The 17,033-nt window shown below is 63.2% G+C and carries 16 protein-coding genes and 1 pseudogene; 3 read left to right on the top strand and 14 right to left on the bottom strand.

The genetic code is table 11. The annotated features are described in order from the left end of the window. Positions 1 to 156: 156 nt before the first annotated feature. Positions 157 to 567: a VanZ family protein gene (locus XANALMUS060_RS01475; RefSeq protein WP_200893989.1), complete on the bottom strand. Its 411-nt coding sequence runs from the start codon at positions 565 to 567 to the stop codon at positions 157 to 159. After that, positions 555 to 1,739, bottom strand: coding sequence for an SAM-dependent methyltransferase (locus tag XANALMUS060_RS01470; protein ID WP_045737076.1), 1,185 nt, complete (start codon positions 1,737 to 1,739; stop codon positions 555 to 557). The genes XANALMUS060_RS01475 and XANALMUS060_RS01470 overlap by 13 nt, the downstream gene beginning before the upstream one ends. A 54-nt stretch (positions 1,740 to 1,793) precedes the next feature. Between XANALMUS060_RS01470 and XANALMUS060_RS01465 the strand changes: the two genes are divergently transcribed. Continuing rightward, positions 1,794 to 2,528, top strand: coding sequence for a pteridine reductase (locus XANALMUS060_RS01465; protein ID WP_045736837.1), 735 nt, complete (start codon positions 1,794 to 1,796; stop codon positions 2,526 to 2,528). A gap of 206 nt (positions 2,529 to 2,734) precedes the next feature. Here XANALMUS060_RS01465 and folK read toward each other — a convergent pair whose 3' ends face one another. From folK to XANALMUS060_RS01435, 6 genes are all read right to left on the bottom strand, one after another. After that, positions 2,735 to 3,256, bottom strand: coding sequence for a 2-amino-4-hydroxy-6-hydroxymethyldihydropteridine diphosphokinase (gene folK, locus XANALMUS060_RS01460; RefSeq protein ID WP_045737075.1), 522 nt, complete (start codon positions 3,254 to 3,256; stop codon positions 2,735 to 2,737). Positions 3,257 to 3,767: 511 nt separating this feature from the next. Then, positions 3,768 to 5,282 carry a hybrid sensor histidine kinase/response regulator gene (locus XANALMUS060_RS01455; RefSeq protein ID WP_045736836.1) on the bottom strand — a complete coding sequence of 505 codons (1,515 nt, stop codon included), beginning with the start codon at positions 5,280 to 5,282 and terminating at the stop codon, positions 3,768 to 3,770. Positions 5,283 to 5,288: 6 nt separating this feature from the next. Further along, positions 5,289 to 5,729 carry a response regulator gene (locus tag XANALMUS060_RS01450; protein WP_045736835.1) on the bottom strand — a complete coding sequence of 147 codons (441 nt, stop codon included), beginning with the start codon at positions 5,727 to 5,729 and terminating at the stop codon, positions 5,289 to 5,291. After that, complete coding sequence (locus XANALMUS060_RS01445; RefSeq protein WP_045737074.1) at positions 5,726 to 7,537, bottom strand: ATP-binding protein; 1,812 nt, start codon at positions 7,535 to 7,537, stop codon at positions 5,726 to 5,728. Before XANALMUS060_RS01445 ends, XANALMUS060_RS01450 begins: the two co-directional genes overlap by 4 nt. A 217-nt stretch (positions 7,538 to 7,754) precedes the next feature. Continuing rightward, positions 7,755 to 8,081, bottom strand: coding sequence for a hypothetical protein (locus XANALMUS060_RS01440; protein WP_045736834.1), 327 nt, complete (start codon positions 8,079 to 8,081; stop codon positions 7,755 to 7,757). Positions 8,082 to 8,241: 160 nt separating this feature from the next. Then, positions 8,242 to 8,568, bottom strand: a complete 327-nt coding sequence (locus XANALMUS060_RS01435; RefSeq protein ID WP_045736834.1) for a hypothetical protein — start codon at positions 8,566 to 8,568, stop codon at positions 8,242 to 8,244. 705 nt (positions 8,569 to 9,273) lie between these two features. Between XANALMUS060_RS01435 and XANALMUS060_RS01430 the strand changes: the two genes are divergently transcribed. Further along, complete coding sequence (locus XANALMUS060_RS01430) at positions 9,274 to 10,317, top strand: oxidoreductase (RefSeq protein ID WP_045736833.1); 1,044 nt, start codon at positions 9,274 to 9,276, stop codon at positions 10,315 to 10,317. Positions 10,318 to 10,364: 47 nt separating this feature from the next. Here the strand turns inward: XANALMUS060_RS01430 and gnd are convergent, their stop codons facing one another. Both gnd and XANALMUS060_RS01420 read right to left on the bottom strand, forming a co-directional pair. Continuing rightward, positions 10,365 to 11,273 carry a phosphogluconate dehydrogenase (NAD(+)-dependent, decarboxylating) gene (gene gnd / locus XANALMUS060_RS01425; protein WP_045736832.1) on the bottom strand — a complete coding sequence of 303 codons (909 nt, stop codon included), beginning with the start codon at positions 11,271 to 11,273 and terminating at the stop codon, positions 10,365 to 10,367. Positions 11,274 to 11,401: 128 nt separating this feature from the next. Continuing rightward, a complete protein-coding gene (locus XANALMUS060_RS01420; RefSeq protein WP_235430296.1) occupies positions 11,402 to 12,700 on the bottom strand; it encodes a hypothetical protein in 1,299 nt (432 codons plus the stop codon). Between the two features lie 185 nt (positions 12,701 to 12,885). On the opposite strand from XANALMUS060_RS01420, the gene XANALMUS060_RS01415 reads away from it, so the two are divergent. Further along, positions 12,886 to 13,773 (top strand): TIGR01777 family oxidoreductase, encoded by an 888-nt coding sequence (locus XANALMUS060_RS01415; protein WP_045736830.1) that lies wholly within the window; start codon positions 12,886 to 12,888, stop codon positions 13,771 to 13,773. 109 nt (positions 13,774 to 13,882) lie between these two features. Here the strand turns inward: XANALMUS060_RS01415 and XANALMUS060_RS21710 are convergent. From XANALMUS060_RS21710 to XANALMUS060_RS01395, 4 genes and pseudogenes are all read right to left on the bottom strand, one after another. Then, a pseudogene (locus tag XANALMUS060_RS21710) lies at positions 13,883 to 14,059 on the bottom strand (glycine zipper 2TM domain-containing protein); the annotation flags it as partial. A 55-nt stretch (positions 14,060 to 14,114) separates the two neighbouring features. Continuing rightward, the gene (locus tag XANALMUS060_RS01405) at positions 14,115 to 14,483 is read right to left on the bottom strand and encodes a glycine zipper 2TM domain-containing protein (RefSeq protein WP_045728229.1); all 369 of its coding nucleotides are present in this window, start codon (positions 14,481 to 14,483) and stop codon (positions 14,115 to 14,117) included. A gap of 148 nt (positions 14,484 to 14,631) precedes the next feature. Then, a complete protein-coding gene (locus XANALMUS060_RS01400; RefSeq protein WP_045737072.1) occupies positions 14,632 to 15,348 on the bottom strand; it encodes a DUF2242 domain-containing protein in 717 nt (238 codons plus the stop codon). Between the two features lie 231 nt (positions 15,349 to 15,579). Further along, complete coding sequence (locus XANALMUS060_RS01395; protein ID WP_045736829.1) at positions 15,580 to 17,004, bottom strand: nicotinate phosphoribosyltransferase; 1,425 nt, start codon at positions 17,002 to 17,004, stop codon at positions 15,580 to 15,582. Between the last annotated feature and the right edge of the window lie 29 nt (positions 17,005 to 17,033).

Raw genomic sequence — 17,033 nt, 5'->3', positions numbered from 1 at the left:
GCAACTTTGCGCGCGTCTGGAGAATACACTCTTGTTCGATTATGCAGACACGATCTGTGCGTTCCCGCAAACATTTCGGGTCCACTCAGGCATCTATGCAGCAAGGCATTTAATGCGGGTTATGTGAATTCGCCTACACATTGCAAAACGATTGATTCAGCGGCTCAGCAAACTACGCTCCAGATGCCAAAGCACGTCACGCAGCGGAGTGAACAGCGTCACCATACCGACTGCGACACCCAGCGCGTCGGCCAACGCATCGAATGGATCGGCCGAACGTGTACTGGTCCAGGCTCCCTGCGCGAACTCGATCCCCACACCCAACGCCAACAGGCCCAGCGCGGCCCCGGTCCAGGCACGCGGACCGGCATAAAGCTGCACGGCGCCGGCAGCCAGCAACAGATAAGCGAGAAAATGCTCGACCTTGTCGCCCTCGGGCATGTCCAACAATTGCGGCGGACGGGGAATCATGCAGAGGTAAATCAGCACGATAATGGCCAGCCACCACAACCCCTGCCATAACCAGGGCCAGCGGAACGGGCGCACCATTGCCCTCACAGGCGCCAACTCAGGTCACCAGCCAAAAAGGCAGGCGCCAGCGCGACATCCCGCTCGAACCCCATCACCTGGAAACGCTCGCCCATCTCGCTGGGCAGGGTCAGCCGCTTCACTTGCTGACGCAGACGCAGCCGGCCGGCGTCGTCGGTGCGTGCTTCGGCCTCGGCCAGCAACGTGTCCAGGCCATTGCCCAGCAGGAAACTGGCTTGGTTGCAGTAACCCGCCAGATCGAAACCGGCACCGGTACCGGCCTCGGCCAACGCGGTGAAGTCCACCGATGCGGTCAGGTCCTGCAATCCCGGCCAGCGATACACATCGGCATGGCTGCGATGCCGGTAGAACGCGCGCAAGGTACCTTCATTGCGCTCGGGCAGATAGAACTCGCGACGCGGATAACCGTAATCCACGAACAGCATCGCGCCGCTGCGCAAGCCACCGGCCACCGCCTGAATCCAATACGGCAACTGCGGCAGCAGTTCGGAGCGGTAGCCATCGGCCAGTGACCGCTGCAGATCGCGTTCCACATGCCGCACGGCCGCCGTCAGCAGCGCATCGGCGGGCTGCTCGCCACGCTGGAAGCCGCCATCGCGATCCAGCGTCACCGTCTCCTCGAAGACCTCGCCATCACGCAGCATAAAGCGCGGCGTCGGCAATGCGTCGATCACTTCGTTGGCGAACAGCACGCCGTTCCAGTCGTCGTCGAACGGACGCTCCAACCATTCCAGCAGATCGAACACCGGCGGGATCAACACCCGCGCCAGACGCGCGCGCTGGCGCGCGCGCAGGTCCGCGCTGGGCTCCAGGATGGCATAGCGTTGAGGCAACGCATCCAGCGCCGACAAGCGCTTGAGCATCACCTCGGCGAAAGCGCCACTGCCGCCGCCCACTTCCAACATGCGCGCCTGCGGACCCAGTTGCCGCAACACCGGAGCCAGCGCGTTGGACACCGTGGCGGCAAACAACGAACCCAGCTCCGGCGCGGTCACGAAATCGCCCGCCTCGCCGAACTTGCTACTGCCGGCGCTGTAGTAACCGAGTCCCGGCGCGTACAAAACCAGCTCCATGAAGCGCGAAAACGCAATGGCGCCACCATTGGCGGCGATTTCGTCGCGCAGATGCGCGACCAGACGATGACTGTGCGCCAGCGCATCGGCATCGGGCAAGGGAAGATCGGTCGGCATGCGGTGCTGAATTGCGTGGACAATGCACAGCATAGCCGAGTACGGAATCTGCACATGTCTCACCTCAAAGTCGCCCTGATCACCGGCAGCGCACGCCGCATCGGCGCCGGCATCGCCCGGCATCTGCACGCTGCGGGCTATCGCGTGGCGCTGCATGCGCACACCTCGCAAACCGAACTGCAGGCGCTGGCGCAGGAACTGGAGACCATGCGCGCGGACAGCACCCTGACCCTGCACGCCGACTTGCGCGATACCACGCAATTGCCGGGATTGGTGAGGCAGTGCGTACAGCGCTTCGGCCGGCTCGACGCGCTGATCAACAACGCCTCCAACTTCTATCCCACCCCCTTGCACGAAGCCACACCGGCGCAATGGGACGACCTGTTCGCAGTCAACGCGCGTGCGCCGCTGTTCCTCGCCCAGGCCGCTACCGAGCAACTACGCGAACACGGTGGCGCCATCGTCAACCTCACCGACCTGCATGCGGAGCAACCCTTGCGCGCGCATCCGCTGTACGGCGCCGCCAAAGCCGCCCTGGCGATGCTGACTCGCTCACTGGCGTTGGAGTTGGCACCGCGGGTGCGGGTCAACGCCATCGCCCCCGGCGCGATCCTGTGGCCGGACGCCGGCAAGGATCCCGCCGCGCAGCAGGCGCTGCTGGCGCGCACCCCGCTGGCACGCACCGGCGACGTCGCCGACATCGCCGAAGCGGTACGCTGGCTGCTCGACGACGCCCACTTCGTCACCGGTCAGACTTTGCGAGTGGATGGTGGCCGAGGACTGTCCTGAGGCCGGGACGATGCGTTCGAGACAGCCGATGATGGCGGGACATCGCCACCACAACACCGCGTCTGTGGCATCGACATGGATCACACGCAGCAACCGCGTCAGTCGCGAACACACAGCAACGCGCGCGCCCTTGCCCGATTCGATTTGCAGACAGCCGCTGCTCGGCGAGGACATCGGGCGCTCCCGCCTCCACACGAGTGCCGACCTTACCGAGCCGCGCGCTCCTGCCCCAGGGTCTCGCCCCCATCCAGCGCCACCACCTCGAACACCGCTCCGTGCTCGGCATGCGCACGCCACAATGCCTCCAACGTCAGGCCGCTGATCGGGTCGACGAAATCGGCGGCGATGTCGGCCAGCGGTTTCAGCACGAAGGCATGGCGCAACTCGGGACGCGGGAGACGCAAATTACCTGGACCTTCAGCGATGCGGTCGCCATAGAACACGATATCGATGTCCAAGGTGCGGTCGCCAAAGCGTGGACCACTGCGGTCGCGCCCGTGCGCGTCTTCCAGCGCATGCAACCAGGCGTCTAGCGGCATCAGCTCCCAATCCGTCTGCAACGCCACCGCGTTGTTGAGGAATGCCGGTCCGTCGAAGCCCACCGCCACGGTCCGATAGGTGGGCGACACCACGATCGGACCGAAGCGCTTACGCAATGCGTCGAGCGCAACGGCAAGGTGATGCTGCGGGCGCAGGTTGCTGCCCAGGCTCAGGAGCACGGTGGTCATGCGATATTCGCGCATGCTGCGGCCACCAGCGTCAACCAGCTAGCCAAGTCGGTGCCGCACCGCATAGAATCCGGGCGCGCCGGGCTTGCGGCAGTGTCATACCCTCCTGTGTCTGCCGGCCGGAAAACGCGGCCAGCACGTTTGCGCATCTCCCCTGGAGCCGGCAATCGCGAGCGCGACCGAACCCAATCCCGTGCGTCCCTCTCCCTCGCCCCACCCTGGAAGCGCAATCGCCCTAGGGTAGCCAACACAACGACTGCATCGCTGTCAGACGGTTGTGGACAGTCCACGGAATCCTCTCGTATCACTTGCACACGGCGGTTCCTGCGCAACTCCCCGCGTCTACCGGACAGGGACTGGTGACGCCGTGTTCGCCACGCTTGGCTACGACCAGCACAGACGCTAGATCCGCAAGAACGAAAACACATGGTTTACCCGCTCAAACCGCAACGCAATCTTATCTGTGTGCGTTGTTGCAGATCGGTTGACTCGCTTCCCGGGGAGCGGATTCTCAGCCACTCTCCAACGCATGTGCCACAGCGCGAAACACGCGTTGCATTTCCAACGGCTTGCGCAACACGTGCACGGCGATATCGCTGGGAAAATGATCGCGTTCCAACACCGCGCCAGCGTCCTCGAGCACGATCGCCGGGCCCTGATAACGCATTTCCTGCAGCGCCATCAGCAGGCTGACCGCCGACAGCAGAATGATATCGCTGTCCACGATCACCAGGTCCGGCAGACCGTGTTCCTGCACGTCGCGCAGCGCTGCCGCGCCATCGGACGCCAATTGCGGGCGGTAGCCCTGGCTGGACAGCGCGTTACCGAGCAGCGACAACCGCGTCGCCTCGCCATCCACCAACATCACGCTCTGGCCCTTGCCCATCGGCAACGACAACTCTGGCTCGACCGAAGGCGTCTGACCGCGCAATGGCAGCATCAATTCGAAACAGGTGCCCTCGCCCGGCGTACTGTCCACGCCGATGCTGCCACCGTAGCCTTCGACGATGCGCTTGCACGAAATCAGGCCAAGACCTGTGCCATCCGGCTTGGTGGTGAAGAAGGGACTGAACAGACGCGCCTGTGTCTGCGCATCCATCCCCATACCACTGTCGCGGACCAGGATACGCACCTGATCGCGACCGTTTGTGCCGATCGCCTGGATGGCCGAGAAGGTCAGCCGCCCTCCATCGGGCATCGCCTGAATCGCATTCAATCCCAGGTTGAGCAGACACTGCTGCAATTCGGTGTAATTGGCCTCGATCGACAAGGACGCATCGGGCGCATCCACCTGCAAGGCCACGCCCTCTGGCAGGCTGCTCTTGAGCAACATCTGCACGGCCTGGAACAGTTCGGCGATACAAACCCGCTGGCTGGGCGTGCGCGAACCACGCACGAACGACAGCATCGACTCGGCCATCTCGTGACCACGCCGACCACACTCGGCAATGACATCGGCAAGATGCCGCAGTTGCGGATCGTCGCTGCGTCCGATCATCAGTTCCGGCACGATCAGTAACGGCTGCAGAATATTCCGCAAATCGTGACTGAGGCCGGCAGCGAGCAGGGCCAGACTCTCCAGCCTCTGCGCGCGCATCAACTCTCGCTCAACCCGCTGCCGCTCGCGTTCGGAGCGCGCCTCACGGATCGCACGTGTCACCGCCGACGGCAAGCGAGTGGGGTTGTGCTTGATGATGTAGTCGTTGGCGCCATCGCGCAGCGCCTCGACCGCAGTCTCTTCGCCAATGGTGCCGGAGACGAATATGAAGGGCATGACGCTGTCATGTTCGCGCAACACCCGCAGCGCCCGATGTCCGGAAAACCCCGGCATACTGAGGTCGGACAACACGATGTCGGGAGCGAACTCGCGCAACGCCTCGCGCAGCGCTGGTTCGCTTTGCACACGATGGAACGTCGCCTCCAGACCGGCGTCCAGCAATTGGTCGGACAGCAACTCGGCATCCTCTGGCGAGTCCTCCACCATCAGGATCCGGATTGGGCCGAACTTGGGGCCGGTCATGGGCATGCCTGCTTACTCTTCGTCCGGAGCCTGATTGATCAGCGCCCAGAACGTCCCCAAGGTCTTTACCGCAGTGAAGAACTGATCCACGTCCACCGGTTTGACCACATAGGCGTTGACACCAAGGTCCCAACTACGGGCCAGATCGCTTTCCTCGCGCGAGGACGACAGAATCACCACCGGCAGACGCTTGAGCGACTCATCGCTGCGCACCAGCCTGAGCACTTCCAGGCCATCCAGTCGCGGCATCTTGATGTCCAACAGCAGTACCGCGGGCATCCCCTCCTCGCGCTTGGCGTAGGCACCGCGACGCAGCAGGTAATCCATCGCTTCCACACCGTCCTCGACGTGCACGATCGGATTGGCCAAGCGAGCATCGCGTAATGCGTCCATCGCCATTTCAGCATCGGCGGGACTATCTTCGGCCAGCAAAATGGTGCGAATGGCAGTCATGCGATCAACTCGGTGGTGGGCGCTTCGAGCGCCGGTGGCAAAACGAAGTGGAAGCTGGCGCCCTCGTCCGGCGCGGACTCGGCCCAGATATGCCCACCATGACGGGCGAGGACGCGACGCACGCTGGCTAGGCCAATGCCGGTACCGGAGTATTCGCTCGCCTTGTGCAGCCGCTGAAATACGCCGAATAATTTGGCCGCATAGGTCATGTCGAAACCGGCACCGTTGTCGCGCACAGTGAAGTGATGGCTACCGTCCGGCTCCATTTGGTAGTGGACCTCAATCTGCGCGACCTCGCGTTTGGCACTGTACTTGACCGCGTTATCGAGCAAATTCAACCACAACTGGCGCATCATGTTCTCGTCGACGACCAGAATCGGCAGCGGCGCAACGCGCCATTCGATGCGATGGCCGTTACCGGCATGGTCGGACTGATAATTGGCGTCCAGCACCGAGCGCGTCTCCGCCACCAGCGACTGCATATCCACCGACTGCAAGCGCATCGCGCTACGGCCCAGACGCGAATACACCAGTAGATCGTCGATCAACGAGGCCATGCGCCGCGCCGAAGTCCCGATCACCTCCAGGTAATGCCGGCTCTTTTCGTCGGCGGCTGCGTCCAGATGGCGCACCAGCTTGTCGGCGAACCCGGCGACATGGCGCAGTGGCGCACGCAAGTCATGCGAGACCGAGTAACTGAAAGCTTCCAGTTCGCGGTTGACCTCCGACACCTGCTCCACCTTGCCCTCCAACTGCCGATTCAATTCCTGAATCCGCTGTTGCGCAGACTTCTGCAGGGTGATGTCGCTGACCGTCATCAGCACCACCTCATCCTCGCTATCGGGCAAGGGCATGCGCCGCGCGTTCAACAGCATGATCCGCGACACACCGTCCGCGCCGACTTGTTCGTGCTCGAAATCCCAAAGTTCGCGTCCGCGCAGCAAGACATCGGCAAGACGCTGACCGATGACAGGATCCCGCCAGACGCCATCGCCCACCTCGGCCAACATCTTCGACGCATCGTCCGGTTGCAGTCCGTACAGTTCGGCGAACGCGGTGTTATGCATCAACATCCGCTGCGAGCCGTCGAGCAACACGATCGGCTCGCGCACGGTTTGCAGCACCGCTGCTGCACGCCCATTGGCGCGCAGCATGTCACGCTCGGCATGCAGGCGCCGGCCGATCTGGCGCTGCAACAGCCAGATCACCAGACCCAGCAACAACAACTGCACCGCCAGGGACACCCAGCTCACTCGCGAAGCCAGCGCACGGCGTCGCTCGGCATCGGTAATTCGGCGCATCAGCAGTTCGTCCTCGCGCTGCCGCAACTCATTGGTCAAACCGCCGACCGGATTGTCTGCGCTCATCTCCTGGATCAAAGGACCAATCCGCTTCGGATCGCGGTTCTGCGCGATACGTTCGGCCAGCAGGCTGCGCCGTTCCAGCGTGCTTTGCAGTCGCCCGATGCGCATTTGCTGCTCCGGGTTGTCACGGGTCAATTGGGCCAGGCGTGCGATGTTGGACACCAGTGATGCACGTGTCTGCTTAAGGCGCGCCTTGAGCGACGGCGAGTCGGTGTCGTGCGACATCGCCATCGCCGCGGACTCCATATCGCGCACATCCGCTTGCAACTCGCTCAAGGCCGCCGTGACTTCCCGGCTATGACTCATCCAGTCGGCGGCACGCAGGGTCGCAGCGTTCATCTGCCGCAGCAGCAACGACGGCAGAATCACGATCAACACGACAGCCAGCGCCAGCACCGGCAGTCGCCAGCGATCCCAGACGTCGTGTTTGGCGATGATCTGCATACTCAAATACATATGAAGAGAGAACAGTGACGGCATCGCAGGCGCGCATTGTCGCCCATCTCCCCCGACCGATGATGAATTATTCAGATATGCAGCAACACCCCGGTCGCGGCACCTTGAGGCACTTTATCCCAAGCACTGGACACAAAGAAATGGGCGGCTTGCACACCGCCCAGATAATGGATCCAATATTTCACACGCAGTTAAGCGGATCGCTCTACAGAACGGCGTCGGCTTGAACCACGTTCATGGCCTGAGACGTCCTCCCGGCACGCACCAGCAAGAAATCGGCATGGCCACGCAAACGCCGACATTCGGAGTAGCTCAAGTCTCGATCCAACTCCATCATCAACGCGGAGAAAGACGGCCAGAAGATGGCGTCTTCATGGACGCTGGCCAATAGCATGCACAGCTGCGCTTCGAGCTTGCGTACCGCCGCAAGCAGAGGGGACGGCCGCGCGCCCTGGCCGGAAAGTGCAGCATCTAACGCCGCCGCCGCAGCAGCCGCATGGCTTGCCCCCGGATGAGTATTAGTGTCCAGCATCTTGCTTTATCGGTTAACAAACGTAACCCTATGATGTCTGAGCGGATGTCAATGCCGCGCGAAATGTGACAATCATCGCAACGTGCGCCTTGCAAATGGGCGGCTTGCACACCGCCCAGATAATGGATCCAATATTTCACACGCAGTTAAGCGGATCGCTCTACAGAACGGCGTCGGCTTGAACCACGTTCATGGCCTGAGACGTCCTCCCGGCACGCACCAGCAAGAAATCGGCATGGCCACGCAAACGCCGACATTCGGAGTAGCTCAAGTCTCGATCCAACTCCATCATCAACGCGGAGAAAGACGGCCAGAAGATGGCGTCTTCATGGACGCTGGCCAATAGCATGCACAGCTGCGCTTCGAGCTTGCGTACCGCCGCAAGCAGAGGGGACGGCCGCGCGCCCTGGCCGGAAAGTGCAGCATCTAACGCCGCCGCCGCAGCAGCCGCATGGCTTGCCCCCGGATGAGTATTAGTGTCCAGCATCTTGCTTTATCGGTTAACAAACGTAACCCTATGATGTCTGAGCGGATGTCAATGCCGCGCGAAATGTGACAATCATCGCAACGTGCGCCTTGCAAAAATCGGAGATAACGTATATGGAACGATGCGTTACATAAACAACCATTATCCGCGAACGGCGTCACTGCGCATGTTGCGGCCAGACCGTACTGGATCAGGTCATGGCGGCACCGATCTTGAGCCCGGAGGCGCTCACTGTTTTGCCTGCGCCGATCCTCTTGGCCTCCCACACAGCCTGATTGCCTTGCCTTTTGGCCTTGACCGGGCCAAAACACTTGACAGCCGCGTTGACGCTATCGACCTTGAGCTAGTCGCACACGCCTGCCTGGTGGCGAGCCAATCCGCCTTCGCCTGAGTATCGTGCTCGGCCGCACCGACGTGCCGCATGCTGTCGCACTCGTCAATGCCGCCATGGTTCTGCCAGCACTGATCGGGGGATCGGCGGCGAACACATGGGCCGCGCCCATGGCAACGCATCGACCGGCACAGGATTGCGCCGAGTGCGTGCGTGCAATGAACGTTGCCATGGGACATGGCGTCATTGACGAGATAGCTAGTTTCCATAGCGGCTCGTCCATACAGCGTGACCGGCGCATCCAGAGAGCGTGAGTACGCCCGCGAAATGAGGTCGGCGATACTGTCGGCATCGAATCCCGCGATGCTGATCCCATGCCCAAGACCGTCAATCTCGCCCTGATCGGCTATGGCTATGCCGGCCGCGTCTTCCACGCGCCGTTGATCGCACACACGCCTGGGCTCTGCCTGCATACGGTCGTTTCCCGCCACGCCGACGCCGTGACCGCGACCTACCCGCACACACGCATCGTCGCCGACTCCGCGCAGGCATTCGCCGACCCGCAGATCGATGCGGTGGTGATCGCCACACCGAACCAGACACATGCAGCGCTGGCACTGGCAGCGCTAGCGCAAGGCAAGCATGTCCTGGTGGACAAGCCGTTCACCTTGAATGCACACCAGGCGCAGCAGGTGATCGCGCAGGCACAGCGTGCCGACTGCATCGTCAGCGTGTTCCAGAACCGGCGTTGGGACGGCGATTTCCTCGGCGTGCGCGCGGTGCTGGAAACCGGTGCCTTGGGCGACATCGCCGAATTCCATTCGCACTTCGACCGCCATCGCCCGCACGTCGGCGACCGCTGGCGCGAACATGCACTGCCTGGGTCGGGACTGTGGTTCGACCTGGGACCACACCTGCTCGACCAAGCACTGCAACTGTTCGGCATGCCACAGACGATCCAGGCCGATCTCGCACTGCAACGCGCCGAGGCGCAAACCGTGGATTATTTCCATGCGCTGCTGCGCTATCCACGGCTGCGTGTCGTGCTGCATGCTGGCTCGTTGGTCGCGGCGAACAGCTTGCGCTTCGCACTCCACGGCACCGGCGGCAGTTATCTGAAACATGGCCTGGATACCCAGGAAGCACAGTTGCGCGCTGGCCTGACACCGGCCGCGCCGCACTGGGGCGAGGATCCGCTACCCGGCCAGATGCATCTGATCGACGCGGCCGGCACGATCTCCACACACATCGTGCCGCCGCATCGGGGCGACTATCGCCACTGCTACGCCGGCTTCCGCGACGCGATGATCGGTCACGCGCCCGCACCGGTGGATGCGGCGCAGGCGCTGGCAGTCATGCGCCTGCTCGATGCCGGCATGCGCAGCGCCGACTCCGGCAACACCGTCGCCCTGGACTGAACGCTATCGACCATCAAACAAGTCGTGCGCCGCACCGGGCAACCGCGTCAGCCCTCGTGTTTCATCGCATGACCGCCGAACTGATTGCGCATGGCCGCCAACAGCTTGTCGGCGAACGAATCGTCCTCGCGAGAACGCAACCGTTCCAACAGCGACAGGGTGATGACCGGAGCCGACACATTCAGGTCGATCGCCTCGGCCACGGTCCAGCGCCCCTCGCCAGAGTCCTGCACGAACGGCGCGATCCCATCCAAGCGCGGATTGTTGCCAAGCGCATCCGCGCACAGATCCAGCAGCCAGGAACGCACCACGCTGCCCTGACGCCAGACCTCGGCGACCTGATGCAGATCCAGCTCGAACGCCTGCTTGCGCGCCATCAACGCAAAACCTTCGGCATACGCCTGCATCATTCCGTACTCGATGCCGTTGTGGACCATCTTGGTGAAGTGGCCGGCACCACTCGGCCCGACCCGTCCCCAACCGGCATCGGCCGCTGGCGCCAACGTGGCGAACACCGGATGCAGGCGCTGCACCGCCGCAGCGTCGCCACCGATCATCAGGCTATACCCCTCGCGCAGCCCCCACACCCCGCCACTGGTGCCGCAATCGACATAGGCGATGCCATGCGTCGCCACCGCCTCGGCGCGACGCATCGAATCTTTGTAATAAGAATTTCCACCATCGACGATCACGTCGCCCTTTTGTAGGAGCGGCATCAGCACGGCCAAGGTCTCGTCGACGACTTGCCCAGCCGGCACCATCAGCCATATCGCGCGCGGCGCAGGCAATGCCGCGATCAGCGCGGCCATGGTCTCCACGGTCTCCACCGCGCGCTGCTGCGCTGCGCTACGCGCCGCTTCGCCCAGATCGAAACCGACCACACGGTGCCCGCCGCGCACCAGGCGTTCGGCCATGTTCGCCCCCATCCGCCCCAGACCCACAAGTCCAAGTTCCATGCGTCGCTCCCATTTGGAAAAAAGGAATGCTTAGGATCGCACGAAGCAGCAGCGCCGAGATGAGCGTTATGATCGCCGGTGATGGTGAGTGCGCTGATTTACCGGCAAAGCCGCAGCGAAGCAGGCAACTACTCGGCGACACGTACAGATGACGCCTGCACGCAATCTTGCAACTGCTGCGCGCGCCAACGGCGATACAGCGTGGTGTGCAGGTTGTGCAGGGTCAACTCGATCGCAAACGGAGTGCGCGGATTGCGATCCAGCAAACGCACCACGTGGTAGCCGATCGGCTTGACACCCTTCGGATGCACATAAATGTCCAAGCCACGGTAGACAGGATCGTCGAGTAACGCGTCGAGCTGCGCCAACACCTGGCGTTGCGCCAACGACAGCCCACTGCGCAAACGCGCATCGCGCATCACCAGCAAACGTTCGAAACGCGCACGACCCGGGCCACGCAACGCCTGTGCCAACTCCCAGATACGCCGGTTGCTGCGGTCGTAATAGGCGAAGCCGCCATGCCGACGCAACGCCTGCGCCGCATCGGCACTGATCGCGACGACAACGAAGTTTTCGGCCTGATTGTTGATGTCGTCCAAGTAACCAGACTCGAACACATGCACCAGATAACCCGGCACACCCAGGAACGCCGCACGGCCACGCTGCGCGGTTTTTTCCGCTTTGCCATCGGCGAAGAGGGAGCCGGCATGCGCGCCGAGCAGAATGCTGTCGGTGCGATGCAAGGTGAGGAACGTGCCAATCGAAAGTTCGTCGGCACTGAACGCGCGATCAAACCCGGCATCGCCATACAGCTCGCGTTGCGCCGCCAATTGCGCAATCTGTCGGCCGACGCCGCATTCCGAGCGCACATAGCCTCTGTAAAACGCGTCCAACGCATGCGCATTGCCTTGCACCGGGCGGTATCCGCGACCGAAACTGCGGAAACCCTGCCACCCCTGCGCTCGTGCGCCGCGCGGGCCAAATCCGATCCATCCTAGTTGCAAGGCCGAGAACCGATAACCGGGATTCCCCTGCAAACGCGCGACGGCACGCTCGGTCGCCGCACCGAGCCGTAGCAAATAGCCGCACTGCGTCGCCGAGGTCTCCAGCAAATGGCGCAGCGCCTGACGCCGCTGCATCTGGCCCCATGTGTCCGGCAATGCCACTTGTAGATCGCCATGTGCCTGCGCCTCGGCGAGCGATCCGCGCTCGCACGGCATGCCGGGCGAAACCTGCGACTGTGCGGCAACGGTACTGGTGACGTGCCAGCCAAGTTGACCAAGGACATTCGTCAGACACGCCGCACTGGCGCTGTCCGCAGGATCTGGCACAGCCGCTGACGCGGCGCTCGTCAGCAGCGACACAATCAGCAAGCTGGCACGGCCACGACGCCACCACAGACATGTAGGTGCAAGGGATCGCATCATGGTGCAGACATGGCAGGCAGCGAACGTCCGGACACCGCCAAGACGCGGCACTCATGCAAGCGTGCCGCCCAGGCCGTGCATGCTGCGCGAAGCCACTGCGCCCGGCACATACTCGTTGGATTCACTCCTGCGCAATGTATTGCCCGCCTACACTGCCTGTTCCATTGACCGAACTGAGCACTCTCATGCACGTACTCGTTACCGGAGGCACCGGATTCATTGGCCGCGCGCTCTGTCCTGCGCTGGTGCAGGCAGGACACCGGGTCAGCGTGCTGAGCCGCGACCTTTTGCGTGCTAAGCGTTTGCTGCCAGAGGTACACGCACTGGACGCGCTGCATCGCATCGCGTCGGCAGAGGCAGTGATCAATCTGGCTGGCGAACCGCTGAGCGAGGGCCGCTGGAACGCCACCCGCAAACGCCGCTTCCGCACCTCGCGCATCGGCACCACGCGCGCGCTGGTCGACTGGATGGAGCAGCTCGACCCGACGCAACGCCCGAGCTGCCTGATCTCAGGCTCGGCAATCGGCTACTACGGCGATCGCCGCGACGATGTGCTCGACGAGCAGGCCACACCTGGAGATGACTTTTCCGCGCAGCTATGCCGCGATTGGGAAGCCGAAGCACTGCGTGCGCAGACGCTGGGCGTGCGAACCAGTCTGGTGCGCACCGGCGTGGTCCTGGGTCGCGATGGCGGCGCACTGGCCAGGATGCTACCGCCGTTCAAGCTCGGGCTGGGCGGGCGCATGGGCGAGGGACGACAATGGATGAGTTGGATCCATCGCGACGACCATGTCGCACTGTTGCTATGGCTGTTGCAACACGGCGGCGAAGGTGCCTACAACGCCAGCGCGCCGACACCGGCAACCAATGCCGATTTCGCCAGACAACTCGCCGCAGCGCTACACCGGCCGACGCTGTTGCCGATGCCGGCCAGCGCCCTGCGCCTGGCCTTCGGCGAGATGGCCGAGCTACTGCTGAGCAGCCAACGCGTCGTGCCCTCGCGCGCGCAACAGGAAGGCTACGTATTTCGTTATCCGCAACTGGATGCCGCCTTGCGCGCCCTGCTCGCCTGAGTGCCACAAGACGCCCACACCAAACAACGCATCGCCACAGGCACTAAAGAAAACGCCCCGGCGGAAACAGTGTCCGCCGAGGCGCAGGGCGCATCCTGGAAGCAGTGGATCAATAGCGCTTGCAGACGGTCTCGACTTCGCGATTGCCGTTGGCTTCCTGGCGCTTGCCCTGGATGTAACGACCGGCGGCACCACCTGCCACCGCGCCACCGACCGTCGCCAGCGTGTTGCCCTTGCCCTTGCCGATTTCGTGACCGATCAAGCCACCGATTGCGGCACCGGAAACGCCCCGGCGGAAACAGTGTCCGCCGAGGCGCAGGGCGCATCCTGGAAGCAGTGGATCAATAGCGCTTGCAGACGGTCTCGACTTCGCGATTGCCGTTGGCTTCCTGGCGCTTGCCCTGGATGTAACGACCGGCGGCACCACCTGCCACCGCGCCACCGACCGTCGCCAGCGTGTTGCCCTTGCCCTTGCCGATTTCGTGACCGATCAAGCCACCGATTGCGGCACCGGCCAGGGTGCCGCCAATGCGATCGGGATCGGTGCTGTTCTCGCGCACCGCGACCTTATTGCAGTGCACGCGGGTGCCATCGTTGAAACGGCGGCCATCGTCCTCGGGACCGTAGTGGCGATACGCCTGCGCTAACGGCACCACAGCCGTGGCAAGGCCGAGCACGGCGAGACAGAAGGCGGATTTGACGGTGTTCATGCTGATTGCTCCTGGATGGTCGAGCCGATGCACACACGACCGCACATCGCGCTCTCGATGGCGGCCAGCTTCGCATCGGATTTGCGAATGCTTGGTGAAACTCAGTCGACTTGGCTCGCCGCCAATCAACGTCCTGCCGAGGGTGCCATCAATTGCCACCGTTTTTGCCGGATTGGCTGGCAGGCTGCGAGGCCACGGGCACGGGCACGGGTGCCGATGCCGGCGCAGCGACCGCAGGAGCTGGCGGGGCAGGCGCCGCAGATGGCGTCGAGTCAGGCACCGGAGCAGGCGCGGGAGACGCGGCTGGCGGATGCGCGGGCGCGGCTGACGCGGCAGGTTTGCCCTTTGGCAAGTACTCGTTCATCAGCTGGAAGAAATGCTTGTAGAAATCGCTGTCCTGCACCGTATTGCTGGCGACACGCACCATCGAATCGTCGCTGCTGCCGATCGGCAACGACACCGAGCCCAGCAAGCCGACACCGACACTGGCCGAGGTCGGGCTTTTTTTCAGCGCATAGCGGTCCTGCAACGCGCTGACGAATACCCAGGATTCGTCCTGCCCATGCGGCACACAGGACACGCGCAATTCCAGTTGCTCGTGCAAGTCTTCGCTGGGCTGGAAATTCTTGGTGCCTTCGACCGCATCGGCGCTGGCCTTGGCAACCACATAACCCTGACTCAACAACGCACGACGCGCCGATTCGCATGCCTGTGCCGGCTGCACCTGATAGTTGCGCGAATAGGTGTTATCGGAATTGAAGCTCTCTTTCACCAGCCCGTCCTGCTTGGAGCCGAAACAGCCACTCAGGCCGATCGCGACCAGCACGAGCGCAGAAAGGACGAGAACCTTGGAAGAATCGGACATGGCCATTGACCGAGAGGGAACACCGCGCCACAGGATAGCGGCAAGCATGTCGGTGCGGCAGTGATCTCGTCGTCGTCGCTCATCCCGCGGTTAGCGAACCCGGCGGCAAGCGCCGCTGGCGAGCACCGCACTGCGGCGATGCCCGTCTCGAGCGGGTCGGCCCGCCCTGCCTGTGCGAGAAGGGCGGGCGCCATGGCGGCCACTGCGCGGGCGCCACGCTGCCCACAGCTGCTACAGACGCGCCGCGTTGGCGCGTTCGCGCACCTGCGCGAAGGTCCAGTCCTGCAGCAAGTGTCCGTTCTCCCACACGGTCACCATTGCGTCTTCGTCGCCCTCCCGGCCCACAACAGCCTGCGCCGAGGCCGCCGTGGCCGGGACCGATTCGGTCCGATATCCACCGTGTTCGAGCTGACGCAGCAGACGCACGCGGCCACGCTTGCTGAGCTTGCCCTTGTCGGTGACCGGATCTTTGTAGACATCGATCCAGGTGCCGTTCACGCGTGCGGCCGAGCACTTGAGCGCGAACTTCTGGGTATCGCGGTCCAGCCGTTGCAGCAATGCGCCGCCCATGCCGAAGGCGAGATTGTCGGTGGCGTAGCCGGCACTGGTGATGCGCTCCAGAATGGCACGGATGCTGACCGGGTTGACGCCATCGCCCTGAATCACCCGCACATGGTTGAGCACTTTATAGCCCTTGCCGTTGACGCGATGACCGAAGGCTTCGTCGAGCAACTCCAGACATTGGTGCACCACCGCGACAGGATCGCCGGAGTCGGGACGGATCACCACTGTCGCCCCGCAGGCGATCACCTGCTCGCGCAAGGCCCCGCCCCAATACGCACGGATGGCATGGAAAATGTCGTAGCTGTCCGACACCACCGCGACCACCGCACCCGGCTTGCCGAACTGGGCGAGCATATTGCGGTAGGCATCGACCTCGTGCGCGCGCCCCCAACTGGTAATCGTGCTGTGTTCGGCGGCGGGAATCGAATAACCGGCCATTGGCTCGTGATAATGCGCGCGGGCCAGCAACAGCCCAGAGACGGTATCGGTACCGAGGAAATTGACCAAATGCGCGGCACCGCCGATCGCCGCCGACTCCAGGCTGGACACGCCGCGCGCGCCGAAATCGTGCAATTTGAATAGCAATTGCCCATCCGGATCGTCGCTGGTGCGCTCCAGGAATTGACGGATCGTCTGCTTGGCGTGCCAACTCACCGTTGCCACGGTGACCGGATACCAGATGCGCAACAGCAGGGTTTCCAGGTACGAGGGCAACCAGTAGGCCCGCGCATCGGTGGACTCGATGGTCATCAACGCGTTGTGCGTGGGCACCACACTGCCCTCGGGCACGGCGCGAATCCGGATCGGCAAGTGGCCGCCGAGACGGTCGACGATATCGCGCCAGCCGGCCTCGTTGAACGGCTCGCCGTGCACGGCGAACAGATCACGCGCCTCGTCGATATCGGCATGGGTGATGGCGCGGCCCAGCGCCTCTTTGAGAATCGACTGCAGACCGAAAAACACGGTGCGATCGTAGACACCACCGCGCGATTCCACGTAGAAGAATGTCGCGTCGGTTCCAGGGGGATACTGCAACCAGTGGCTGGCCTTGTAACTATCGGTGTTGAGCAGCAGGTTATTCAGGCATTGCATGACGGAAGCTCCTTCGCGTCCAAGAAGGC

Source organism: Xanthomonas sp. MUS 060, from assembly GCF_000963215.1.
Taxonomy (GTDB): domain Bacteria; phylum Pseudomonadota; class Gammaproteobacteria; order Xanthomonadales; family Xanthomonadaceae; genus Xanthomonas_A.
Note: the sequence above shows the minus strand (reverse complement) of the source record. Positions and strands in the feature narration are given on the sequence as shown.